Origin of the sequence: Pseudomonas mucidolens (assembly GCF_900106045.1) — a bacterium.
Lineage (GTDB): Bacteria > Pseudomonadota > Gammaproteobacteria > Pseudomonadales > Pseudomonadaceae > Aquipseudomonas > Aquipseudomonas mucidolens.
This window is the reverse complement of record NZ_LT629802.1, coordinates 5,761,616-5,777,934: the sequence shown is the minus strand read 5'-3', so window position 1 is coordinate 5,777,934 and position 16,319 is coordinate 5,761,616. Positions and strand designations below refer to the sequence as shown.

The window sequence follows — 16,319 nt, the reverse complement described above, 5'->3', positions numbered from 1 at the left end:
CGCCTATGAAACTCGCCCCCGCTCAACTCGCCAAGCACCTGCAAGGTGGCCTCGCGCCCGTCTACATTGTCAGCGGTGATGATCCGCTGTTGTGTCAGGAGGCCGCCGACGCCATTCGCCAGGCCGCTCGCCAGCAAGGTTTCGATGAACGCCAGGTGTTCAGCGCCGACGCCAGTTTCGACTGGGGGACGCTGCTGCAAGCCGGGGCGAGCATGTCACTGTTTGCCGAGAGGCGCCTGCTGGAACTCCGTCTGCCTTCGGGCAAGCCCGGTGACAAAGGTGCCGCGGCATTGATGGAATACTGCGCGCGTCCAGCCGAAGACACACTGCTGCTGATCAGCCTGCCCAAACTCGATGGCAGCGCGCAGAAAACCAAATGGGGCAAGGCCCTGGTGGAAGGGCCGCACACCCAGTTCATTCAGATCTGGCCGGTAGACAGCAACCAGTTGCCGCAGTGGATTCGTCAGCGCCTGTCGCAATCCGGGCTCACCGCAAGCCAGGACGCAGTGGAGCTGATCGCCGCCCGCGTCGAGGGCAACCTGCTGGCCGCCGCCCAGGAAATCGAAAAGCTCAAGCTGATGGCCGAAGGTGGGCAGATCACCGTCGAAACCGTCCAAGCGGCCGTGGCCGACAGCGCACGCTTTGACGTATTCGGCCTGGTGGACGCCATCCTCAATGGCGAAGCCGCCCACGCCCTGCGCATGCTCGAAGGGCTACGCGGCGAAGGGGTGGAACCGCCGGTGATTCTCTGGGCCCTGGCTCGAGAGCTGCGTCTGCTGGCCAATATTGCCCTGCAATACAGTCAGGGCACGCCGCTGGACAAGGCCTTCAGCCAGGCTCGACCGCCGGTGTGGGACAAACGCAAACCGCTGATGAGCAAGGCTCTGCAACGCCACTCGGCACAACGCTGGGCGCAATTGTTGCTGGAAGCCCAGCGGATTGACGCGCAGATCAAGGGACAGGCGCCGGGTTCGCCGTGGATGAGCTTGAGTCGCTTGTCGCTGTTGATGTCCGGCCAGCGCCTGGCACTCCCCGCCGAATAATTCCCGCTCTCTGTAGGATCGAGCTTGCTCGCGAAAAAACACCCGGCGATACGGGTTACCTGAATAACCCTGCGTTATCGTTGACGTGCTTCGCGAGCAAGCTCGCTCCTACAAAGGGCTAGGTTCGAGCCTACGTTTCGTCGGGCTTTACAGCGGCAGAACTTCGGCAGATGATTCGCACCGTACCCCCCTCCCCATGAGAGAACCATCATGAGCAAAAAGCCATCCAAGCATGGCCCCAACAAGGCCAAATCGATTATCGCCCAGCCATTGTTCCGCAGCCGCCAGGAACGCGCCGGCAAGGGCAAAGGCAGCTACCGCCGCGAAGCCTTCCAGTCTAATAGCTGGGAGGCTTCTTACTTTCTGGCTGCCTGAAGGCAAGTGCCCCTCCGGCATGATAAGGTCTGCACCTGATTCGTATTTCCTGGACCTGTGCATGCCCTCTAGTCTTTCCCGTCGTTGGCACCTTCGCCAACTGATCGCTGCCTCCAGCCTCATTCTGTTAGTCGCCTGCGCCGAAAAACCTACCGCCGCGGACGCTCAACCCCTGCCCACGCTCCAGACCGCGCCGGTCACCGCTCCCGCCGTGGTTGCGCCCCTGGCCGTGACCAACCTGGATATCCAGCCTACCCAGACCTTCGCCGAATGGCAGGCCGGGTTTCGCGTCGAAGCGTTGAAGGCCGGGATCACACCCGCCGTGTTCGATAGTGCATTCGCCAATGTCAGCCCTGACATGGCGGTGATTCGCGCCGACCGCAGCCAACCGGAGTTTTCCCGCCCGGTGTGGGAATACCTCGACGGCGCGCTGTCGCCGGTGCGCGTGCGCAATGGCAAAATCCTGCTGATCAGGCATGCCGCTATCCTGCAAAGCATCGAGCAACGTTACGGCGTTGATCGGCAAATGCTGGTCTCGGTGTGGGGCATGGAAAGCAACTTCGGCCAGTTCCAGGGCAACAATTCGGTGATCCGTTCGCTGGCGACGCTGGCCTATGAGGGCCGCCGCCCGGCGTTCGCCCAGGCGCAGCTACTGGCCGCGCTGCAAATCATCCAGCACGGTGACATTCCAGCCGAGCAGATGCGCGGCTCGTGGGCCGGGGCGATGGGTCAGACCCAGTTCATCCCGACCACCTACAACACCCACGCGGTGGATTTCGACGGCGACGGTCGCCGCGATATCTGGAACAGCTCCGCCGATGCCCTCGCCTCGACTGCGCACTACCTGCAAAGCTCCGGCTGGCAGAAAGGCCAGCCCTGGGGCTTTGAGGTGCAGCAACTACCGCTGAGCTTTGACTACGCCCTGGCCGATGGCGTGGTGCGCAAACCGGTGGGCGAATGGCTGAAGCTCGGCCTGCAGGTGCCGGCCGGCGCCAGCGTCCCGCCGAACGTCGAACACCTGTCCGCTGCCTTACTGCTGCCCGCCGGCCATCGAGGCCCGGCCTTCCTGGTACTGGATAACTTTCGGGCGATTCTCAAGTACAACAATTCGTCATCCTACGCTTTGGCCGTAGCCTTGTTGTCGGAACGGTTCGGCAGTGGCGGTGTGATTAGTGGCGATTGGCCAAAAGATGAGCGGCCGCTGAGTCGTTCACAGCGTATCGACCTGCAGACGGCATTGAGTGCCAACGGTTATGACGCGGGCAACCCGGACGGGATTATCGGCGCCAACACACGCAAAGCGATACGTGCCGCGCAACAGGCGCTGGGCTGGCCGGCAGATGGGTATCCGACAGTGAAGTTGTTGGAGTCGCTGCAAAACCGCTAGACCTGCTTACTCTCAGGAACGAGCCCCTTCCCACATTTGACTGCATTCCAAAAGATGTACGTGGTACACATGTGGGAGGGGGCTTGCTCCCGAGAGCGCCATGACAGGCGCCGACAATTTCAAGGCCTGAACACGACATCCTGCTCCAACACCAGCTGCTGCTCCCCCGCATCCAACCTCACCCATGCGCCCATCGGCAGCGTCAGGTTCGGATCGCAATGCCCGCTGCGCCAGCCGGACAGCACCGGAATGCACAACGGTTCAAAGGTCTGCTTGAGCAGGCGCTCCAGCGCGACACTGTCCACACCTGCCACGTCCCCGACCAGCACACCGGCGACCTGAGCCAGCTTGCCCGCCAAACGCAGGTGCGTCAGCAAGCGGTCAATGCGATAGATCGGTTCGTTGACGTCTTCGATCAGCAGGATGATGCCTTCTGCGTCAATTTCGTAAGGCGTGCCCATGACCGCCGCGATCATCGACAGGTTGCCGCCCAGCAAGCGTCCGCTGGCGATGCCTGGTTCGATCGTGGTCAACGGGTAGGCCACCGGGTGCGTCAACTCACTGCCGGCGTTCAACTGGCCGCGCAGCAGGCTGAGCAGTGAGGACTCGGTAGGCTGTTGTTTGTCGCCCAGCAGATCGGCATTGAGCATCGGTCCGTGGAAGGTCACGAAACCCGCGTAGCGGCTGATTGCCAGGTGTAGCGCCGTGATGTCGCTGTAGCCTACAAATGGCTTGGGATTGGCGCGCAGCAGTTCGAAATCCAGGCTATCAAGCAGGCGGGGTGTGCCGTAACCACCGCGCAGACAGAAAATGGCATCGATTTCAGGGTTGGCGAAGGCTTTGTGGAGGTCGTTGAGGCGGACTTTATCGCTGCCAGCAAGGTAGCCGTCGCGCTCATAAACACCCGGGTAGATGCGCAGATCGTAGCCGCGGGCGCGCATCCATTGACCAGCTTTTTCAACATCCAGTGCGGCGGGGCCGGCGGGGGCGATCAGGGCGATGGTGCCTTCGGCGCGAAGGGCAGGTACGGCAGCGGTCATCCACGAGTCTCCCTAACGAGTGCAAAACGAAATGTGGGAGGGGGCTTGCTCCCGATTGCAGTGTGTCAGTCAGCACCTCTGATACTGATACACCGCTATCGGGAGCAAGCCCCCTCCCACATTAGACCTGCGGTGTTGCGCAAATCTTTATCAGGAAACCAGGCTAGCCTTGACCAGTTTCGCCTGTTCGTCGGCGTGGTACGAGGAACGTACCAAGGGGCCCGACGCCACGTTCTTGAAGCCCATCTTGTAACCTTCCTCGGCAAACCAGGCGAAGGTGTCCGGGTGCACAAAACGCTGCACCGGCAAGTGACTGCGGGACGGTTGCAGATACTGGCCAAGAGTCAGCATGTCGATGTCGTGCTCGCGCATGCGCTGCATGACTTCAATGACTTCCTCGTCGGTTTCGCCCAGGCCCAGCATCAGACCGGATTTGGTCGGGATGTGCGGCATCATTTGCTTGAATTTCTGCAGCAGGGTCAGCGACCACTGGTAGTCCGAACCCGGACGTGCAGCCTTGTACAGACGCGGCACGGTTTCCAGGTTGTGGTTGAACACATCTGGCGGCTCGGCAGCGGTGATTTGCAAGGCAACGTCCATCCGGCCGCGGTAATCCGGAACCAGGGTTTCGAGCATCACGTTCGGCGACAGCTTGCGGATTTCGCGGATGCAGTCAGCGAAGTGTTGGGCACCGCCATCACGCAGATCATCGCGGTCCACCGAGGTGATCACCACGTACTTTAGACCCAGGTCGGCAATGGCAATGGCCAGGCTTTCCGGCTCGTTGACGTCGAGTGGTTTCGGCCGGCCGTGGCCAACGTCGCAAAACGGGCAACGGCGGGTGCAGATGTCACCCATGATCATGAAGGTCGCGGTGCCGCCGGAGAAACATTCGCCCAGGTTCGGGCAGGAGGCCTCTTCGCACACGCTGTGCAGCTTGTGTTTACGCAGCAGCGCCTTGATCCGATCGACTTCCGGCGAGACCGGGATGCGCACGCGAATCCAGTCGGGCTTTTTCGGCAACTCGGTGGTCGGAATGATCTTCACCGGGATGCGTGCAACCTTTTCGGCGCCGCGCAGCTTGACGCCGGCTTCAACCTTGGCACGCGGGGCCGGGGCCGGACGTTCGGTGATGTCCAGCGTCGGGATCATGGTTTGCACAACATCAGTAGTCATATCAGTCGATTCCGCCCGTCAGGGTCGTCTGCTCAGCATAGTCGAGGTGTTTGACGAGCTGCGCGCGCAGCCGGGCACTTACCTCGGCAAATTCTATCGGTACTGCGTGATCGCGCAACTGGGTCATGGCCAAACCGGTGTAACCACAGGGGTTGATCCGCTGGAACGGTGCCAGGTCCATGTCCACATTCAAGGCCAGGCCATGAAAGGAACAGCCATGCCGGATCCGCAGCCCCAGGGAGGCGATTTTCGCGCCATTGACGTAGACGCCTGGCGCGTCGGGCTTGGCTACGGCCGTCACGCCATAACTGGCCAACAGCTCGATCAGGCAGGTTTCCATGCGACTGACCAGTTCGCGCACGCCAAATCCCAGCTTGCGCACGTCCAGTAGCAGATACACAACCAGTTGCCCGGGCCCATGGTAAGTCACTTGGCCACCTCGGTCGACCTGCACCACCGGAATATCTCCCGGCAACAGCACGTGTTCGGCCTTGCCGGCCTGGCCTTGGGTGAATACCGGCGGGTGTTCCACCAGCCAGATTTCATCGGCAGCTGAACTGCCGCGTTCGTTGGTGAAACGCTGCATGGCATGCCAGACAGGCTCGTAAGCCATCCGGCCGAGCTCGCGAAAGCCCAGGACTTCAGGCATCACAGCACCATGTGTACGAAACCGGTGGCTCGCAATTCGCTGTTGATGTTGTAGAGCTGGTCTTGATCGGTCGCCAGAATATACAGCTGGGTCGTGGTGTACTTGCCCGTGCTGCTTTGACGCTCGACCGTCAGTTCAAGATTGATCTCGGCGTGTTTCGAGACGATCGAAATCACCTTGGCTTCATGGCCCACGCCGGTATCGCAGATCACTTTGATCGGATAATCGGTCTGCGGGAATTCGATCTTTGGCGCCTGTACTTCTTTATCGGTCATGGCAACAGCCTCGTAAGCGGTAAGCCGCGGCGACGAGCAAAGCCCCGCGTCGGATCAACGCGGGGCTTTGCGGGTGCACACAATCAGTTGAACAAGCCGTAGAAGAATAGACGAATGCTATCCCACACGCGGCGGAAGATACCGCCTTCGTCAACGGCGTCGAGCGCGATCAGATCGGCGCTGTGGACAACCTTGTCGTCCAGTTTCACTTCCACTTTGCCGATCACGTCGCCCTTGGCGATAGGCGCGATCAGTTGCGGGTTCATGGTCATGCTGGCCGCGAGCTTTTTGAGCTGGCCCTTAGGCATGGTCAAGGTCAGGTCTTCAGCCAGGCCGGCCTTGATTTGACGCTCGGTACCCTTCCACACCGGGGCCTGGGCCAACTCGGCGCCCTTCTGGTAGAACGTCTGGGTTTCGAAGAAACGGAAACCGTAGGTCAGCAGTTTCTGGGTTTCAGCCGCACGCGACTGCTCGCTGTTGGTACCAAAGACCACCGCAATCAGACGCTGGCCGTCACGTACCGCCGAGGACACCATGCAGTAACCGGCTTCTTCGGTGTGACCAGTCTTCAGACCGTCGACGGTCTTGTCACGCCACAGCAACAGGTTGCGGTTCGGCTGCTTGATGTTGTTCCAGAAAAACTCTTTCTGGGAGTAGATCGCGTAGTGCACCGGATCGACACGAATGATCGCGCGAGCCAGGATCGCCATATCGTGGGCCGACGAGTAGTGATCAGGGTTTGGCAGGCCGGTCGGGTTCATGAAGTGGCTGTTGGTCATGCCCAACTCGGCCGCGGTCTTGTTCATCATGTCGGCGAACGCATCTTCGCTGCCGGCAATGTGCTCGGCCAAGGCGACGCTGGCGTCGTTACCGGACTGAATGATGATGCCGTGCAGCAGGTCGCTGACAGACACCTGCGTACCGACCTTGATGAACATCCGCGAGCCGCCGGTGCGCCAGGCGTTCTCACTGACCGTCACCGGGTCGCTTTCAGCGATCTGGCCGCGACGGATTTCCAGGGTCGCGATATAAGCGGTCATCAGCTTGGTCAAGCTGGCCGGCGGCAGGCGCTGGTCACCATTGTTCTCGACCAGCACGTTGCCGCTGGCGGCATCCATGAGTACGTAGGACTTTGCAGCCAGTTGCGGCGCCGCTGGCACCATGTCGACAGCCCAGGCGGCGGGCGCGATGATCAGCGGGACAAGCAGGCACAGGCGTTTGGCTAAGGTGGTGATGTTCATCCGTATCTCGAGATTGCTTATGGAAACTTGCCCTCGCGGGCAAAACGAGTGAGACAACCCGTCGCCAGGCTGTCGCGTGTTCAGTTGCCAGCTCAACCCTTGCCTTCGGGTTTTTTATTATTCAAGAGCCTGCAACCAGGGCCCGGGCTCGCGTACGTGCCTGAACCATCAATCCGCTACTACTACTCTGCGCTGACCACGCTGGGCAGGCCCAGGTTGGCCAATCGAACGCTGTTCTGCACTTGGGCAACCTCGCCCGGCGAGTCAATCGGCCCCAGGCGCACGCGATGCAGGGTCTGCTGATTACGCACGATGGAACTGATGAATACCGGTGCGCTGACCATCCCACTGAGCTTGGACCTTAACAGTTCTGCCGCGTCAGGGTTGGCGAAAGCGCCCACTTGCAGGTACTGGCCTCCCGCCGCGCTGCCTTGCGCGGTTTGCGGCACCGCCACCACCGGCGCGGCATGTTGCTGCGATGGAGGTGTCCATTGCTCGACCTTGCCCGTCGAAGCGGTGATCTGCGGCTGCGCGGCTTTCGGTTCGTTGAGCATCAACGGGGCCGGTTTCCCACGCTGGGCCCAGTATTGTGCAGGGTCGATACCCTCGACCTTGACCCGCGCCGTGCCGCTTTCGGCATAGCCAAGTTTCTTCGCCGCCGCGTAGGACAAGTCGATGATCCGATCCGAATAGAACGGACCACGGTCGTTGACCCGCAGGATCACCACGCGGCTGTTGTCCAGGTTGGTCACCCGCACGTAGGCAGGCAGCGGCAAGGTCTTATGCGCCGCGCTCATGCCGTAGAGGTCATAGACCTCGCCGTTGGCGGTGTTCTGGCCGTGGAACTTGGTGCCATACCAGGACGCGGTGCCTGTCTGCACATAATTCTTGGAGTCTTGCAGCGGGAAGTAGGTCTTGCCCAAAACGGTATAGGGATTAGCCTTGTAAGCCCCGGTGTGCAGGGTCGGCGTGGCATCCGGGATGCGTGAGACGTCGACGTCCCACCACGGCGCGCCGTCCTTGTGTGCACGGTTGATATCCAGGCCCGGCGCCGAACGCACGGCGGTGCTGGATTTCTGCGCCGGCGGGCGACTGGTGGAGCAACTGACAACCAGCAAGGACAATGCGGCAAACGCCACCAGCTTGAGCGGTTTATTGATCGGCGATACCCGCATTACTTGACGCCCCGTGCTTGAACCAGCTTGTCTGACAGCTGATGCACGGCCATTGCGTACATCACACTGCGGTTATAACGCGTGATTGCGTAGAAATTCTTCAAACCCATCCAGTATTCAGGGCCGTCCGCGCCTTCCAGGCGGAAAGCCGTGACGGGCATATCATCGCGCAGCGCATCATGACTTGACCAGCCCAGCGCTCGCAACTCCCCAACGGTCTTGACCGGTTCGATCCCCTGGGTCAAGCCTTCATCGGCACGCTCACCAGTGACATCGGCGCGAATCACCACCGGCTCGCCACCGACCCAGCCATGCCGTTTGAAATAGCTGGCAACGCTACCGATGGCATCATCGGGGTTGCTCCAGATATTGATATGGCCGTCACCGTCAAAATCCACCGCATAGGCGCGAAAACTGCTGGGCATGAACTGTGGCAAGCCCATTGCGCCAGCATAGGAGCCCTTGAGGGTCATCGGATCGACTTGCTCTTCACGCGCTAGCATTAGGAACTCACGCAGTTCCTTGCGGAAAAATTCGGCGCGCGGCGGATAATCGAAACCCAGGGTCGACAACGCGTCAATCACCCGAAAATTGCCGGTGTTGCGCCCATAAAAGGTTTCAACGCCGATGATCGAGACGATCATCTGGGCCGGCACGCCATATTCCTGTTCGGCGCGGGCCAGCACCGCTTCGTGCTCTCGCCAGAAGTCCACACCCCGCGCCACACGGGAGTCGGTGAGGAACATCGGACGGTAATCCTTCCACTGTTTGACGCGTTCGGCGGGGCGGGAAATAGCGTCGAGAATCGACTGTTTGCGCTGCGCTTCACGAAACACACCCATCAGTTGTTCGCCGGCGAACCCGTAGTCACGCGTCATTTCACCGACAAACTCGGCAACCTGAGGCGAGCCGTCATAGTCCCCGGCCAGCGTTTGCTGCGAAGCGCCGAAAGCGCCCAACAAACCCAGGCAGGACGCATAGCGGGCAGCCCAGCCGCGCATTACTTGCATTGACATCTTCACCTTATTCAAACCTGCGCGATCCACTTGCGATGGGTATGGATCGACATCAAAACCCCAAACGCTGACAGCAATGTCACCAGCGAAGTTCCGCCGTAGCTAATGAATGGCAACGGCACCCCAACCACCGGCAACAAGCCACTGACCATACCGATGTTGACGAAAACGTAAACAAAAAAAGTCATTGTGAGCGCACCGGCAAGCAATTTACCGAACAGCGTCTGCGCCTGCGCGGTAATCACCAGGCCTCGCCCGATCAACAACAGATAAATCAGCAACAGCGCGCAAATGCCCACCAGGCCGAACTCTTCGCCCATGACCGCAATAATGAAGTCGGTGTGGCTTTCCGGCAGAAAGTCCAGGTGCGATTGAGTCCCCAACAGCCAGCCTTTGCCAAACACGCCACCCGAACCAATGGCCGCCTTGGACTGAATGATGTTCCAGCCGGTGCCCAACGGATCACTCTCGGGGTCGAGGAAGGTCAGCACCCGCTGTTTCTGATAGTCGTGCATGAAAAAGAACCACATGGCCACCGCCAGTGGTATGGCAGCCACCAGCACGCTGAGGATCCAGCGCCAGCGCAGACCGCCCATGAACAGCACGAACGCGCCACCTGCGAGAATCAGCAGGCCGGTGCCAAGGTCAGGCTGGCGCACGATAAGAATAAAGGGAATGCCGATCAGCATCAGACTGACCGCGACATGCTTGAGTTGCGGCGGCAATGTCCGTTTGGAGAGGTACCAGGCGATCGTCGCGGGCATCAGGATCTTCATGAACTCCGACGGCTGGAAGCGAATCACCCCTGGAATATTGATCCAGCGTGTCGCCCCCATGGCGTTGTGCCCCATGACGTCCACCACCACCAGCAGCAACACGCCGACGACGTAGCTCAACGGTACCCAGCGCGCCATGAAGCGCGGCTCCAGTTGCGCAATCACCACCATCGACAACAGGCCCAGACCGAACGAGGTGGCTTGTTTGATCAGCAAATCCCAGTTCTTGCCGCTGGCCGAATACAGCACGAACAGACTACCGGCGGCCAGGGTCAGCAGCAGAATCAGCAACGGGCCATCGATGTGCAGACGCTGCAACAACGTGGCGCAGCGACGCATGACATCCTCGCTGGAGAGGATGCGGTCAAAGTTACTCTTCACTGGCCGTAGCCTCCGCACTTGAAGGGCTGGCAAACTCAGGTTTGAGCTTGCCCTCCGCGTCCAGTAACCAGGCGTCCATGATCTGACGCACGACCGGAGCCGCCACGCCGGAACCGGATTCGCCGTTCTCGACCATCACCGCCACGGTGATTTTCGGGTTATCGGCCGGAGCAAATCCAACGAACAAGGCGTGGTCGCGATGGCGCTCCTGAACCTTGGAGCGGTCGTAGCGCTCACCCTGCTTGATCGCAACCACCTGGGCGGTACCGCTTTTGCCGGCAATCCGGTATTGCGCGCCGATTGCTGCCTTGCGCGCAGTACCTCGGGCACCATGCATCACTTGCTGCATACCGTGACTGACCTTGGCCCAGTCGGACGGATCGCGCAGGACAATGTCCGGGATCGGATTTTCATCCACCGGCGCTTCCCCCTCGATGGTCTTGGCCAGGTGCGGACGGATCCACTTGCCCTTGCTCGCCACCAACGCCGTAGCCTGCGCCAGTTGCAGCGGTGTGGCCTGCATATAACCCTGGCCAATCCCGAGGATCAGCGTTTCGCCGGGGTACCAGGCCTGGCGCCGGGTGGCGCGCTTCCATTCCCGCGAAGGCATCAGGCCGGACGACTCTTCAAACATGTCCAGCGAGACTTTCTGACCGAGACCGAACTTGCGCATATAGGTCGCCAGGCGATCAATGCCCAGCTTATGGGCCAGGTCATAAAAGTAGGTGTCGTTGGAGCGCATGATCGCCGTGTCCAGGTCCACATATCCGTCGCCCGAGCGGTTCCAGTTACGGTATTTGTGATCGTAGTTGGGCAACATGTAGTAACCAGGATCGTAGACTCGGCTGGAAGCGGTGATGACGCCAGCATCGAGACCGGCAATCGCCACGGCGGGCTTGATCGTCGAGCCCGGCGGGTACAGGCCGCGCAACACCCGGTTGAACAGCGGCCGGTCGATGGAGTCACGCAACTCGGCGTAGGCCTTGAAGCTGATCCCGGTGACAAACAGATTGGGATCGAAACTCGGCTGGCTGACCATCGCCAGTACTTCGCCAGTATTGGGGTCCAGCGCAACCACCGCGCCACGGCGACCGCCCAAGGCCATTTCCGCAGCTTCCTGCAGCTTGATGTCGAGACTCAGGACAATGTCCTTGCCGGGAGTCGGGTCGGTGCGCTTGAGCACGCGCAACACACGGCCACGCGCGTTGGTCTCGACTTCCTCGTAACCTACCTGGCCATGCAGCTCGGCTTCATAGAAACGCTCGATGCCAGTCTTGCCGATATGGTGGGTGCCGCTGTAGTTGACCGGATCGAGGGTCTTCAGCTCTTTTTCGTTGATCCGCCCCATGTAGCCGACGGAGTGCGCAAAGTGCGCCCCTTGCGGGTAATGACGCACCAGCTGCGCCACTACTTCCACACCCGGCAGGCGGAACTGATTCACCGCGATCCTGGCGATCTGCTCTTCGGTCAGTTCAAACAGAATCGGCACCGGCTCGAATGGCCGACGCCCCTGCTTCATGCGTTTCTCGAAGATCGCCCGATCGCCCGGCGTCAACTCCAGCACCTCGACAATCACATCGAGTATCTCTCGCCACTCGCCGGCCCGTTCGCGGGTCACGCTCAGACTGAAACTGGGTCGGTTATCCGCTATCACCACGCCATTACGGTCGAATATCAAGCCACGGGTCGGCGGGATCGGCTGCACATGCACCCGGTTGTTTTCCGACAGCGTGGAATGATAGTCGTACTGGATCACCTGCAGGAAATACAGGCGGGCAATCAACACGCACATCAGCGTGACCACCGCGACCGCACCGAACACGACTCGACCGCGCACAAGGCGTGCGTCTTTCTCGTGGTCCTTGATGCGGATCGGTTGGGTCATCAGGCAGGGCGCAGATTATTTGTGATAAGGGTGCCCGGACAGAACTGTCCAGGCGCGATACAGCTGTTCACCGATCAGAATCCGTACCAGCGGGTGGGGCAACGTCAGGGGCGACAGCGACCAGCGCTGATCGGCCCGCGCGCACACTTCCGGCGCCAGCCCTTCGGGGCCACCCACCATGAAGTTCACCGTGCGCGAATCCAGGCGCCAGCGATCCAGCTCCACCGCCAACTGTTCGGTGCTCCAGGGCTTGCCGTGCACCTCAAGGGTGACAATCCGCTCATTGGGGCCGACCTTGGCCAGCATGGCCTCGCCTTCCTGACGGATAAAACGCGCCACGTCGGCGTTCTTGCCACGGGTATTGAGCGGTATTTCCACCAGTTCCAGCGCAAGCTCGGATGGCAGGCGCTTGGCATATTCATGCCAGCCTTCCTCCACCCACTTGGGCATGCGAGAACCGACAGCGATCAGACGCAGGCGCACAGCCGTTCCTTATTCCTGGTCTTTGTTGAGCTTGTCGAAATGCGCGTGACCGACTTCAGGGCTGTGGTGCTTGCCATCGGCGGCACGGCTCTGCTCGGCACCTTTCCACAGACGCTCGAGGTCGTAGAACTGGCGGGCGTTGGAGGTCATCATGTGCACGATCACGTCGTCCATGTCCAACAGAACCCAGTCGCTGTCACCCTTGCCTTCTTCACCCAGCGGCTTGACGCCTTGGGCTTTGACGGCTTCACGGACCTTGTCCAGCATCGCGCCGATCTGACGGTTGGAAGTACCGGTGGCGATGATCATGAAATCGGTGATGCTCTGCTTGTCGCGTACGTCCAGAACTTGAATGTCCTGGGCCTTCACGTCTTCCAGAGCCGCTACAGCAACCTTCACCAGCTCTTCGCCGGCGAGTTCAGGGCCGGTGTGCGCCTCTACTGGCAGCGGGGCGCTCTTGAACGTGCCTTTGCGTTTAACTTTGCTTACGTCTTTGTTCGTCATAAAAAACTCGTTTTGCTCGTATGTTCGGGCGCTCGCTGCACGACTGTTCGTGCGTTCAAGCGCGCCTTTTCAGTTCGACGCACGGTAAAGCCCGTGCGCATCGATGTAGGCCAGGACCGCGTCAGGCACCAGGAAACGTACCGACTTCCCGCTGGCCAGCAGTTGACGGATCTGGGTGGCAGACACCGCAAGCGGGGTCTGCCAGACGAATGCAATATTCCCGTTCGGCCCGGTCAGGGCCAAGGGGTCACTTACCGACCGCGCGGCCAGCAGGTTGCGCAAGGCATCCGGCGGTTCGCTGTCGGCATCCGGGCGTTGCAACACCAGGATGTGGCAATGCTGGAGCAATTCTTCCCAGCGGTGCCAAGTGGGCAGGCCGCAAAATGCGTCCCAGCCCAAAAGTAGAAACAACTGGTCATCGGCGGCCAACTCGGCCCGCGTCTGCTCCAGGGTGTCGATAGTGTAGGACGGTTTATCGCGCTTGAGTTCGCGGTCGTCCACCACCAGCGGCGATATACCGGCAACGGCACATTCGACCATCGCCAGCCGATCAGGCGCCGACACCTGAGGCGTATCCCGATGCGGTGGCCTGGCATTGGGTATCAGCCGCAGCTCATCGAGTCCAAAGGCGTCCGCCACTTCAAGGGCACTGCGTAAATGACCGATGTGTACGGGATCGAAGGTGCCGCCAAGCAGCCCGATGCGTTTAGCCATCAAGTGCGCACATGACCGTCGCCGAAAACCACGTACTTCTCACTGGTCAAGCCTTCCAGGCCCACCGGGCCGCGAGCGTGGAGCTTGTCGGTGGAAATGCCGATCTCCGCCCCGAGGCCATACTCGAAACCATCGGCAAAGCGCGTCGAGGCGTTGACCATCACCGAAGCCGAATCCACTTCGCCGAGGAAACGCCGCGCATCGCTGAAATGCTCGGTAACGATGGCATCGGTGTGCTTGGAGCCGTAGGTGTTGATGTGTTCGATGGCCTGATCCAGGTCGTCGACGATGCGGATCGACAGGATCGGCGCCGTGTATTCGGTGTACCAGTCCTGCTCGGTGGCCTCGATCACGTCGGCACCGAGCAACGCCCGGGTGCGCTCGCAACCGCGCAGTTCAACCGCCTTGTCACGGTAAATAGCAGCCAGCGGCGGCAATACGCGCTCGGCAATGGCTGCGTGAACCAACAGGGTTTCCATGGTGTTGCACGGCGCATAGCGGTGAGTCTTGGCGTTATCGGCGATGCGAATCGCCTTGTCGAGGTCGGCCGCGACGTCGATGAACACGTGGCAGACACCGTCCAGGTGCTTGATCACAGGCACTTTGGCATCGCGACTGACACGTTCGATCAGGCTCTTGCCGCCTCGCGGCACGATGACATCAACCCATTCCGGCATTGTGATCAGCGCGCCAACGGCGGCGCGGTCGGTGGTTTCGACCACCTGCACCACTTCGGCCGGCAACTCGGCCACGGCCAGGCCCTGCTGAATGCACGCGGCGATGGCACGATTGGAATTGATGGCCTCGGAACCGCCACGCAGGATGGTGGCGTTGCCGGACTTCAGGCACAGGCTCGCGGCATCAATGGTCACGTTCGGCCGCGATTCATAAATAATGCCGATCACGCCCAGGGGCACGCGCATCTTGCCCACCTGGATGCCCGAAGGCAGGTAACGCATATCGCGGATTTCACCGATGGGGTCAGGCAATTTGGCCACCTGACGCAAACCTTCGATCATGTCGTCGATACGTGCCGGCGTCAGCGCCAGGCGATCGAGCAATGCCGGTTCCAGACCATTCGCCCGGCCATTGGCCAGGTCCTGCTCGTTGGCCGCCGTAAGCGCCGCGCGCGAGGCGTCCAGCGCATCGGCAGCCGCCATCAGGGCACGGTTCTTCTGCGCGGTGCTCGCACGGGCGATCAACCGCGAGGCCTGACGGGCAGCGCGACCCAGGCGGGTCATGTAGTCAAGAACGGACTCAGTCATGGTCTGGTGGGGTCTTGGCAAAGAGGAAAGCGGCAGATTATAGCTGTCGCGTCGCCCTACGGACAGCGGTGAGGGGCGGATGGTCGAAATGAGCTGTAAAAACTCGATGTTCAGCGGGGATTAAGCTTGAACTTGATATCATCAAGTCACATTTGGCCGCGGTAACCCGTCAACGTCATGACCAGTTTTTCCTCCCCTGCCCCTGGCAACGCCCTGCCCGACTGTTTTTTCGACCGCGACGCGCAACAGCTGGCAAAGGATTTGCTGGGCAAAGTCATCCGTCATCGCGTCGGCGATGTGTGGCTGTCAGTCCGCATTATTGAAACCGAGGCCTATTTCCTGGCCGAAAAAGGCAGCCATGCGTCCCTCGGCTACACAGAAAAGCGTAAGGCTTTGTTTCTGGATGGCGGCCACATCTACATGTACTACGCCCGTGGCGGCGACTCGTTGAACTTCAGCGCCCAGGGCCCGGGCAATGCCGTGCTGATCAAGTCGGCCTATCCTTGGGTGGATGAGACCTCAGGGCCGGCCAGCCTGGCGCAAATGCTGCTGAACAACCCGGATGCCAGCGGCCGGCCGCGCCCGCCCCACAAGCTCTGCGCCGGACAGACGCTGCTGTGCAAAGCCCTCGGCCTGAAGGTGCCGATGTGGGACGCCCAGCGCTTTGACCCGCAGCGGTTTTACGTCGAAGACGTAGGCCAGACGCCTGCGCAGATTATCCAAACCACACGCCTGGGCATTCCCGGCGGTCGGGATGAACACCTGATGTATCGCTTCGTCGATGCCGACTTCGCAACCTACTGCACACGGAACCCGCTGCGGCGGGGCCAGGTCGAAGGCCGCGATTACTGTTTGATTTGAAACCTGCCTGCTCCCTGTAGGAGCGAGCTTGCTCGCGAAGATCGTCAACGATGGCGCGGAAAATCTGACCCCC

17 protein-coding genes are annotated in these 16,319 nt (G+C 60.7%); 4 read left to right on the top strand and 13 right to left on the bottom strand.

The annotated features are described in order from the left end of the window. The first annotated feature begins 5 nt into the window (after positions 1 to 5). The 3 genes from holA (at position 6) to BLU75_RS26740 (ending at position 2,805) form a co-directional block, all read left to right on the top strand. Complete coding sequence (gene holA / locus BLU75_RS26750) at positions 6 to 1,043, top strand: DNA polymerase III subunit delta (protein WP_084376481.1); 1,038 nt, start codon at positions 6 to 8, stop codon at positions 1,041 to 1,043. A 210-nt stretch (positions 1,044 to 1,253) separates the two neighbouring features. Continuing rightward, positions 1,254 to 1,418, top strand: coding sequence for an alternative ribosome rescue factor ArfA (arfA, locus tag BLU75_RS26745; RefSeq protein ID WP_003176285.1), 165 nt, complete (start codon positions 1,254 to 1,256; stop codon positions 1,416 to 1,418). 61 nt (positions 1,419 to 1,479) lie between these two features. After that, the gene (locus BLU75_RS26740) at positions 1,480 to 2,805 is read left to right on the top strand and encodes a lytic murein transglycosylase (RefSeq protein ID WP_084376482.1); all 1,326 of its coding nucleotides are present in this window, start codon (positions 1,480 to 1,482) and stop codon (positions 2,803 to 2,805) included. Between the two features lie 119 nt (positions 2,806 to 2,924). Here BLU75_RS26740 and BLU75_RS26735 read toward each other — a convergent pair whose 3' ends face one another. From BLU75_RS26735 to BLU75_RS26675, 13 genes are all read right to left on the bottom strand, one after another. After that, positions 2,925 to 3,845: a S66 peptidase family protein gene (locus tag BLU75_RS26735; RefSeq protein ID WP_084376483.1), complete on the bottom strand. Its 921-nt coding sequence runs from the start codon at positions 3,843 to 3,845 to the stop codon at positions 2,925 to 2,927. Between the two features lie 150 nt (positions 3,846 to 3,995). Beyond that, positions 3,996 to 4,997, bottom strand: a complete 1,002-nt coding sequence (lipA, locus tag BLU75_RS26730) for a lipoyl synthase (RefSeq protein WP_165447443.1) — start codon at positions 4,995 to 4,997, stop codon at positions 3,996 to 3,998. A gap of 25 nt (positions 4,998 to 5,022) precedes the next feature. Beyond that, positions 5,023 to 5,670 (bottom strand): lipoyl(octanoyl) transferase LipB, encoded by a 648-nt coding sequence (gene lipB / locus BLU75_RS26725; protein ID WP_084376485.1) that lies wholly within the window; start codon positions 5,668 to 5,670, stop codon positions 5,023 to 5,025. Next, positions 5,670 to 5,945 (bottom strand): DUF493 domain-containing protein, encoded by a 276-nt coding sequence (locus BLU75_RS26720; RefSeq protein WP_084376486.1) that lies wholly within the window; start codon positions 5,943 to 5,945, stop codon positions 5,670 to 5,672. The genes lipB and BLU75_RS26720 overlap by 1 nt, the downstream gene beginning before the upstream one ends. 83 nt (positions 5,946 to 6,028) lie before the next feature. Next, positions 6,029 to 7,186, bottom strand: a complete 1,158-nt coding sequence (locus BLU75_RS26715) for a D-alanyl-D-alanine carboxypeptidase family protein (protein WP_084376487.1) — start codon at positions 7,184 to 7,186, stop codon at positions 6,029 to 6,031. A gap of 182 nt (positions 7,187 to 7,368) precedes the next feature. After that, entirely contained in the window at positions 7,369 to 8,361 is a 993-nt protein-coding gene (locus BLU75_RS26710; protein ID WP_084376488.1) for a septal ring lytic transglycosylase RlpA family protein, read from the bottom strand. Then, complete coding sequence (gene mltB, locus BLU75_RS26705; protein WP_084376489.1) at positions 8,361 to 9,371, bottom strand: lytic murein transglycosylase B; 1,011 nt, start codon at positions 9,369 to 9,371, stop codon at positions 8,361 to 8,363. The genes BLU75_RS26710 and mltB overlap by 1 nt, the downstream gene beginning before the upstream one ends. A 17-nt stretch (positions 9,372 to 9,388) precedes the next feature. After that, positions 9,389 to 10,492 (bottom strand): rod shape-determining protein RodA, encoded by a 1,104-nt coding sequence (rodA, locus tag BLU75_RS26700; RefSeq protein ID WP_165447444.1) that lies wholly within the window; start codon positions 10,490 to 10,492, stop codon positions 9,389 to 9,391. A gap of 31 nt (positions 10,493 to 10,523) precedes the next feature. Next, positions 10,524 to 12,419 carry a penicillin-binding protein 2 gene (gene mrdA / locus BLU75_RS26695; RefSeq protein ID WP_084376491.1) on the bottom strand — a complete coding sequence of 632 codons (1,896 nt, stop codon included), beginning with the start codon at positions 12,417 to 12,419 and terminating at the stop codon, positions 10,524 to 10,526. Positions 12,420 to 12,434: 15 nt separating this feature from the next. Beyond that, positions 12,435 to 12,902, bottom strand: a complete 468-nt coding sequence (gene rlmH, locus BLU75_RS26690) for a 23S rRNA (pseudouridine(1915)-N(3))-methyltransferase RlmH (RefSeq protein ID WP_003185785.1) — start codon at positions 12,900 to 12,902, stop codon at positions 12,435 to 12,437. Positions 12,903 to 12,911: 9 nt separating this feature from the next. Further along, positions 12,912 to 13,406 carry a ribosome silencing factor gene (rsfS, locus tag BLU75_RS26685; protein ID WP_003215432.1) on the bottom strand — a complete coding sequence of 165 codons (495 nt, stop codon included), beginning with the start codon at positions 13,404 to 13,406 and terminating at the stop codon, positions 12,912 to 12,914. 69 nt (positions 13,407 to 13,475) lie between these two features. Beyond that, complete coding sequence (nadD, locus tag BLU75_RS26680) at positions 13,476 to 14,120, bottom strand: nicotinate-nucleotide adenylyltransferase (protein ID WP_084376492.1); 645 nt, start codon at positions 14,118 to 14,120, stop codon at positions 13,476 to 13,478. Beyond that, positions 14,120 to 15,385, bottom strand: a complete 1,266-nt coding sequence (locus BLU75_RS26675; RefSeq protein WP_084376493.1) for a glutamate-5-semialdehyde dehydrogenase — start codon at positions 15,383 to 15,385, stop codon at positions 14,120 to 14,122. The genes nadD and BLU75_RS26675 overlap by 1 nt, the downstream gene beginning before the upstream one ends. A 177-nt stretch (positions 15,386 to 15,562) precedes the next feature. Between BLU75_RS26675 and BLU75_RS26670 the strand changes: the two genes are divergently transcribed. Further along, positions 15,563 to 16,246, top strand: a complete 684-nt coding sequence (locus tag BLU75_RS26670; RefSeq protein ID WP_084376494.1) for a DNA-3-methyladenine glycosylase — start codon at positions 15,563 to 15,565, stop codon at positions 16,244 to 16,246. The last annotated feature ends 73 nt before the right edge of the window (positions 16,247 to 16,319 follow it).

Coding starts and splice junctions, on each gene's coding strand:
- holA (WP_084376481.1), top strand. CDS start 6: ATGAAACTCGCCCCCGCTCAACTCGCCAAGCACCTGCAAGGTGGCCTC.
- arfA (WP_003176285.1), top strand. CDS start 1,254: ATGAGCAAAAAGCCATCCAAGCATGGCCCCAACAAGGCCAAATCGATT.
- BLU75_RS26740 (WP_084376482.1), top strand. CDS start 1,480: ATGCCCTCTAGTCTTTCCCGTCGTTGGCACCTTCGCCAACTGATCGCT.
- BLU75_RS26735 (WP_084376483.1), bottom strand. CDS start 3,845: ATGACCGCTGCCGTACCTGCCCTTCGCGCCGAAGGCACCATCGCCCTG.
- lipA (WP_165447443.1), bottom strand. CDS start 4,997: ATGATCCCGACGCTGGACATCACCGAACGTCCGGCCCCGGCCCCGCGT.
- lipB (WP_084376485.1), bottom strand. CDS start 5,670: ATGCCTGAAGTCCTGGGCTTTCGCGAGCTCGGCCGGATGGCTTACGAG.
- BLU75_RS26720 (WP_084376486.1), bottom strand. CDS start 5,945: ATGACCGATAAAGAAGTACAGGCGCCAAAGATCGAATTCCCGCAGACC.
- BLU75_RS26715 (WP_084376487.1), bottom strand. CDS start 7,186: ATGAACATCACCACCTTAGCCAAACGCCTGTGCCTGCTTGTCCCGCTG.
- BLU75_RS26710 (WP_084376488.1), bottom strand. CDS start 8,361: ATGCGGGTATCGCCGATCAATAAACCGCTCAAGCTGGTGGCGTTTGCC.
- mltB (WP_084376489.1), bottom strand. CDS start 9,371: ATGCAAGTAATGCGCGGCTGGGCTGCCCGCTATGCGTCCTGCCTGGGT.
- rodA (WP_165447444.1), bottom strand. CDS start 10,492: ATGCGTCGCTGCGCCACGTTGTTGCAGCGTCTGCACATCGATGGCCCG.
- mrdA (WP_084376491.1), bottom strand. CDS start 12,419: ATGACCCAACCGATCCGCATCAAGGACCACGAGAAAGACGCACGCCTT.
- rsfS (WP_003215432.1), bottom strand. CDS start 13,406: ATGACGAACAAAGACGTAAGCAAAGTTAAACGCAAAGGCACGTTCAAG.
- nadD (WP_084376492.1), bottom strand. CDS start 14,120: ATGGCTAAACGCATCGGGCTGCTTGGCGGCACCTTCGATCCCGTACAC.
- BLU75_RS26675 (WP_084376493.1), bottom strand. CDS start 15,385: ATGACTGAGTCCGTTCTTGACTACATGACCCGCCTGGGTCGCGCTGCC.
- BLU75_RS26670 (WP_084376494.1), top strand. CDS start 15,563: ATGACCAGTTTTTCCTCCCCTGCCCCTGGCAACGCCCTGCCCGACTGT.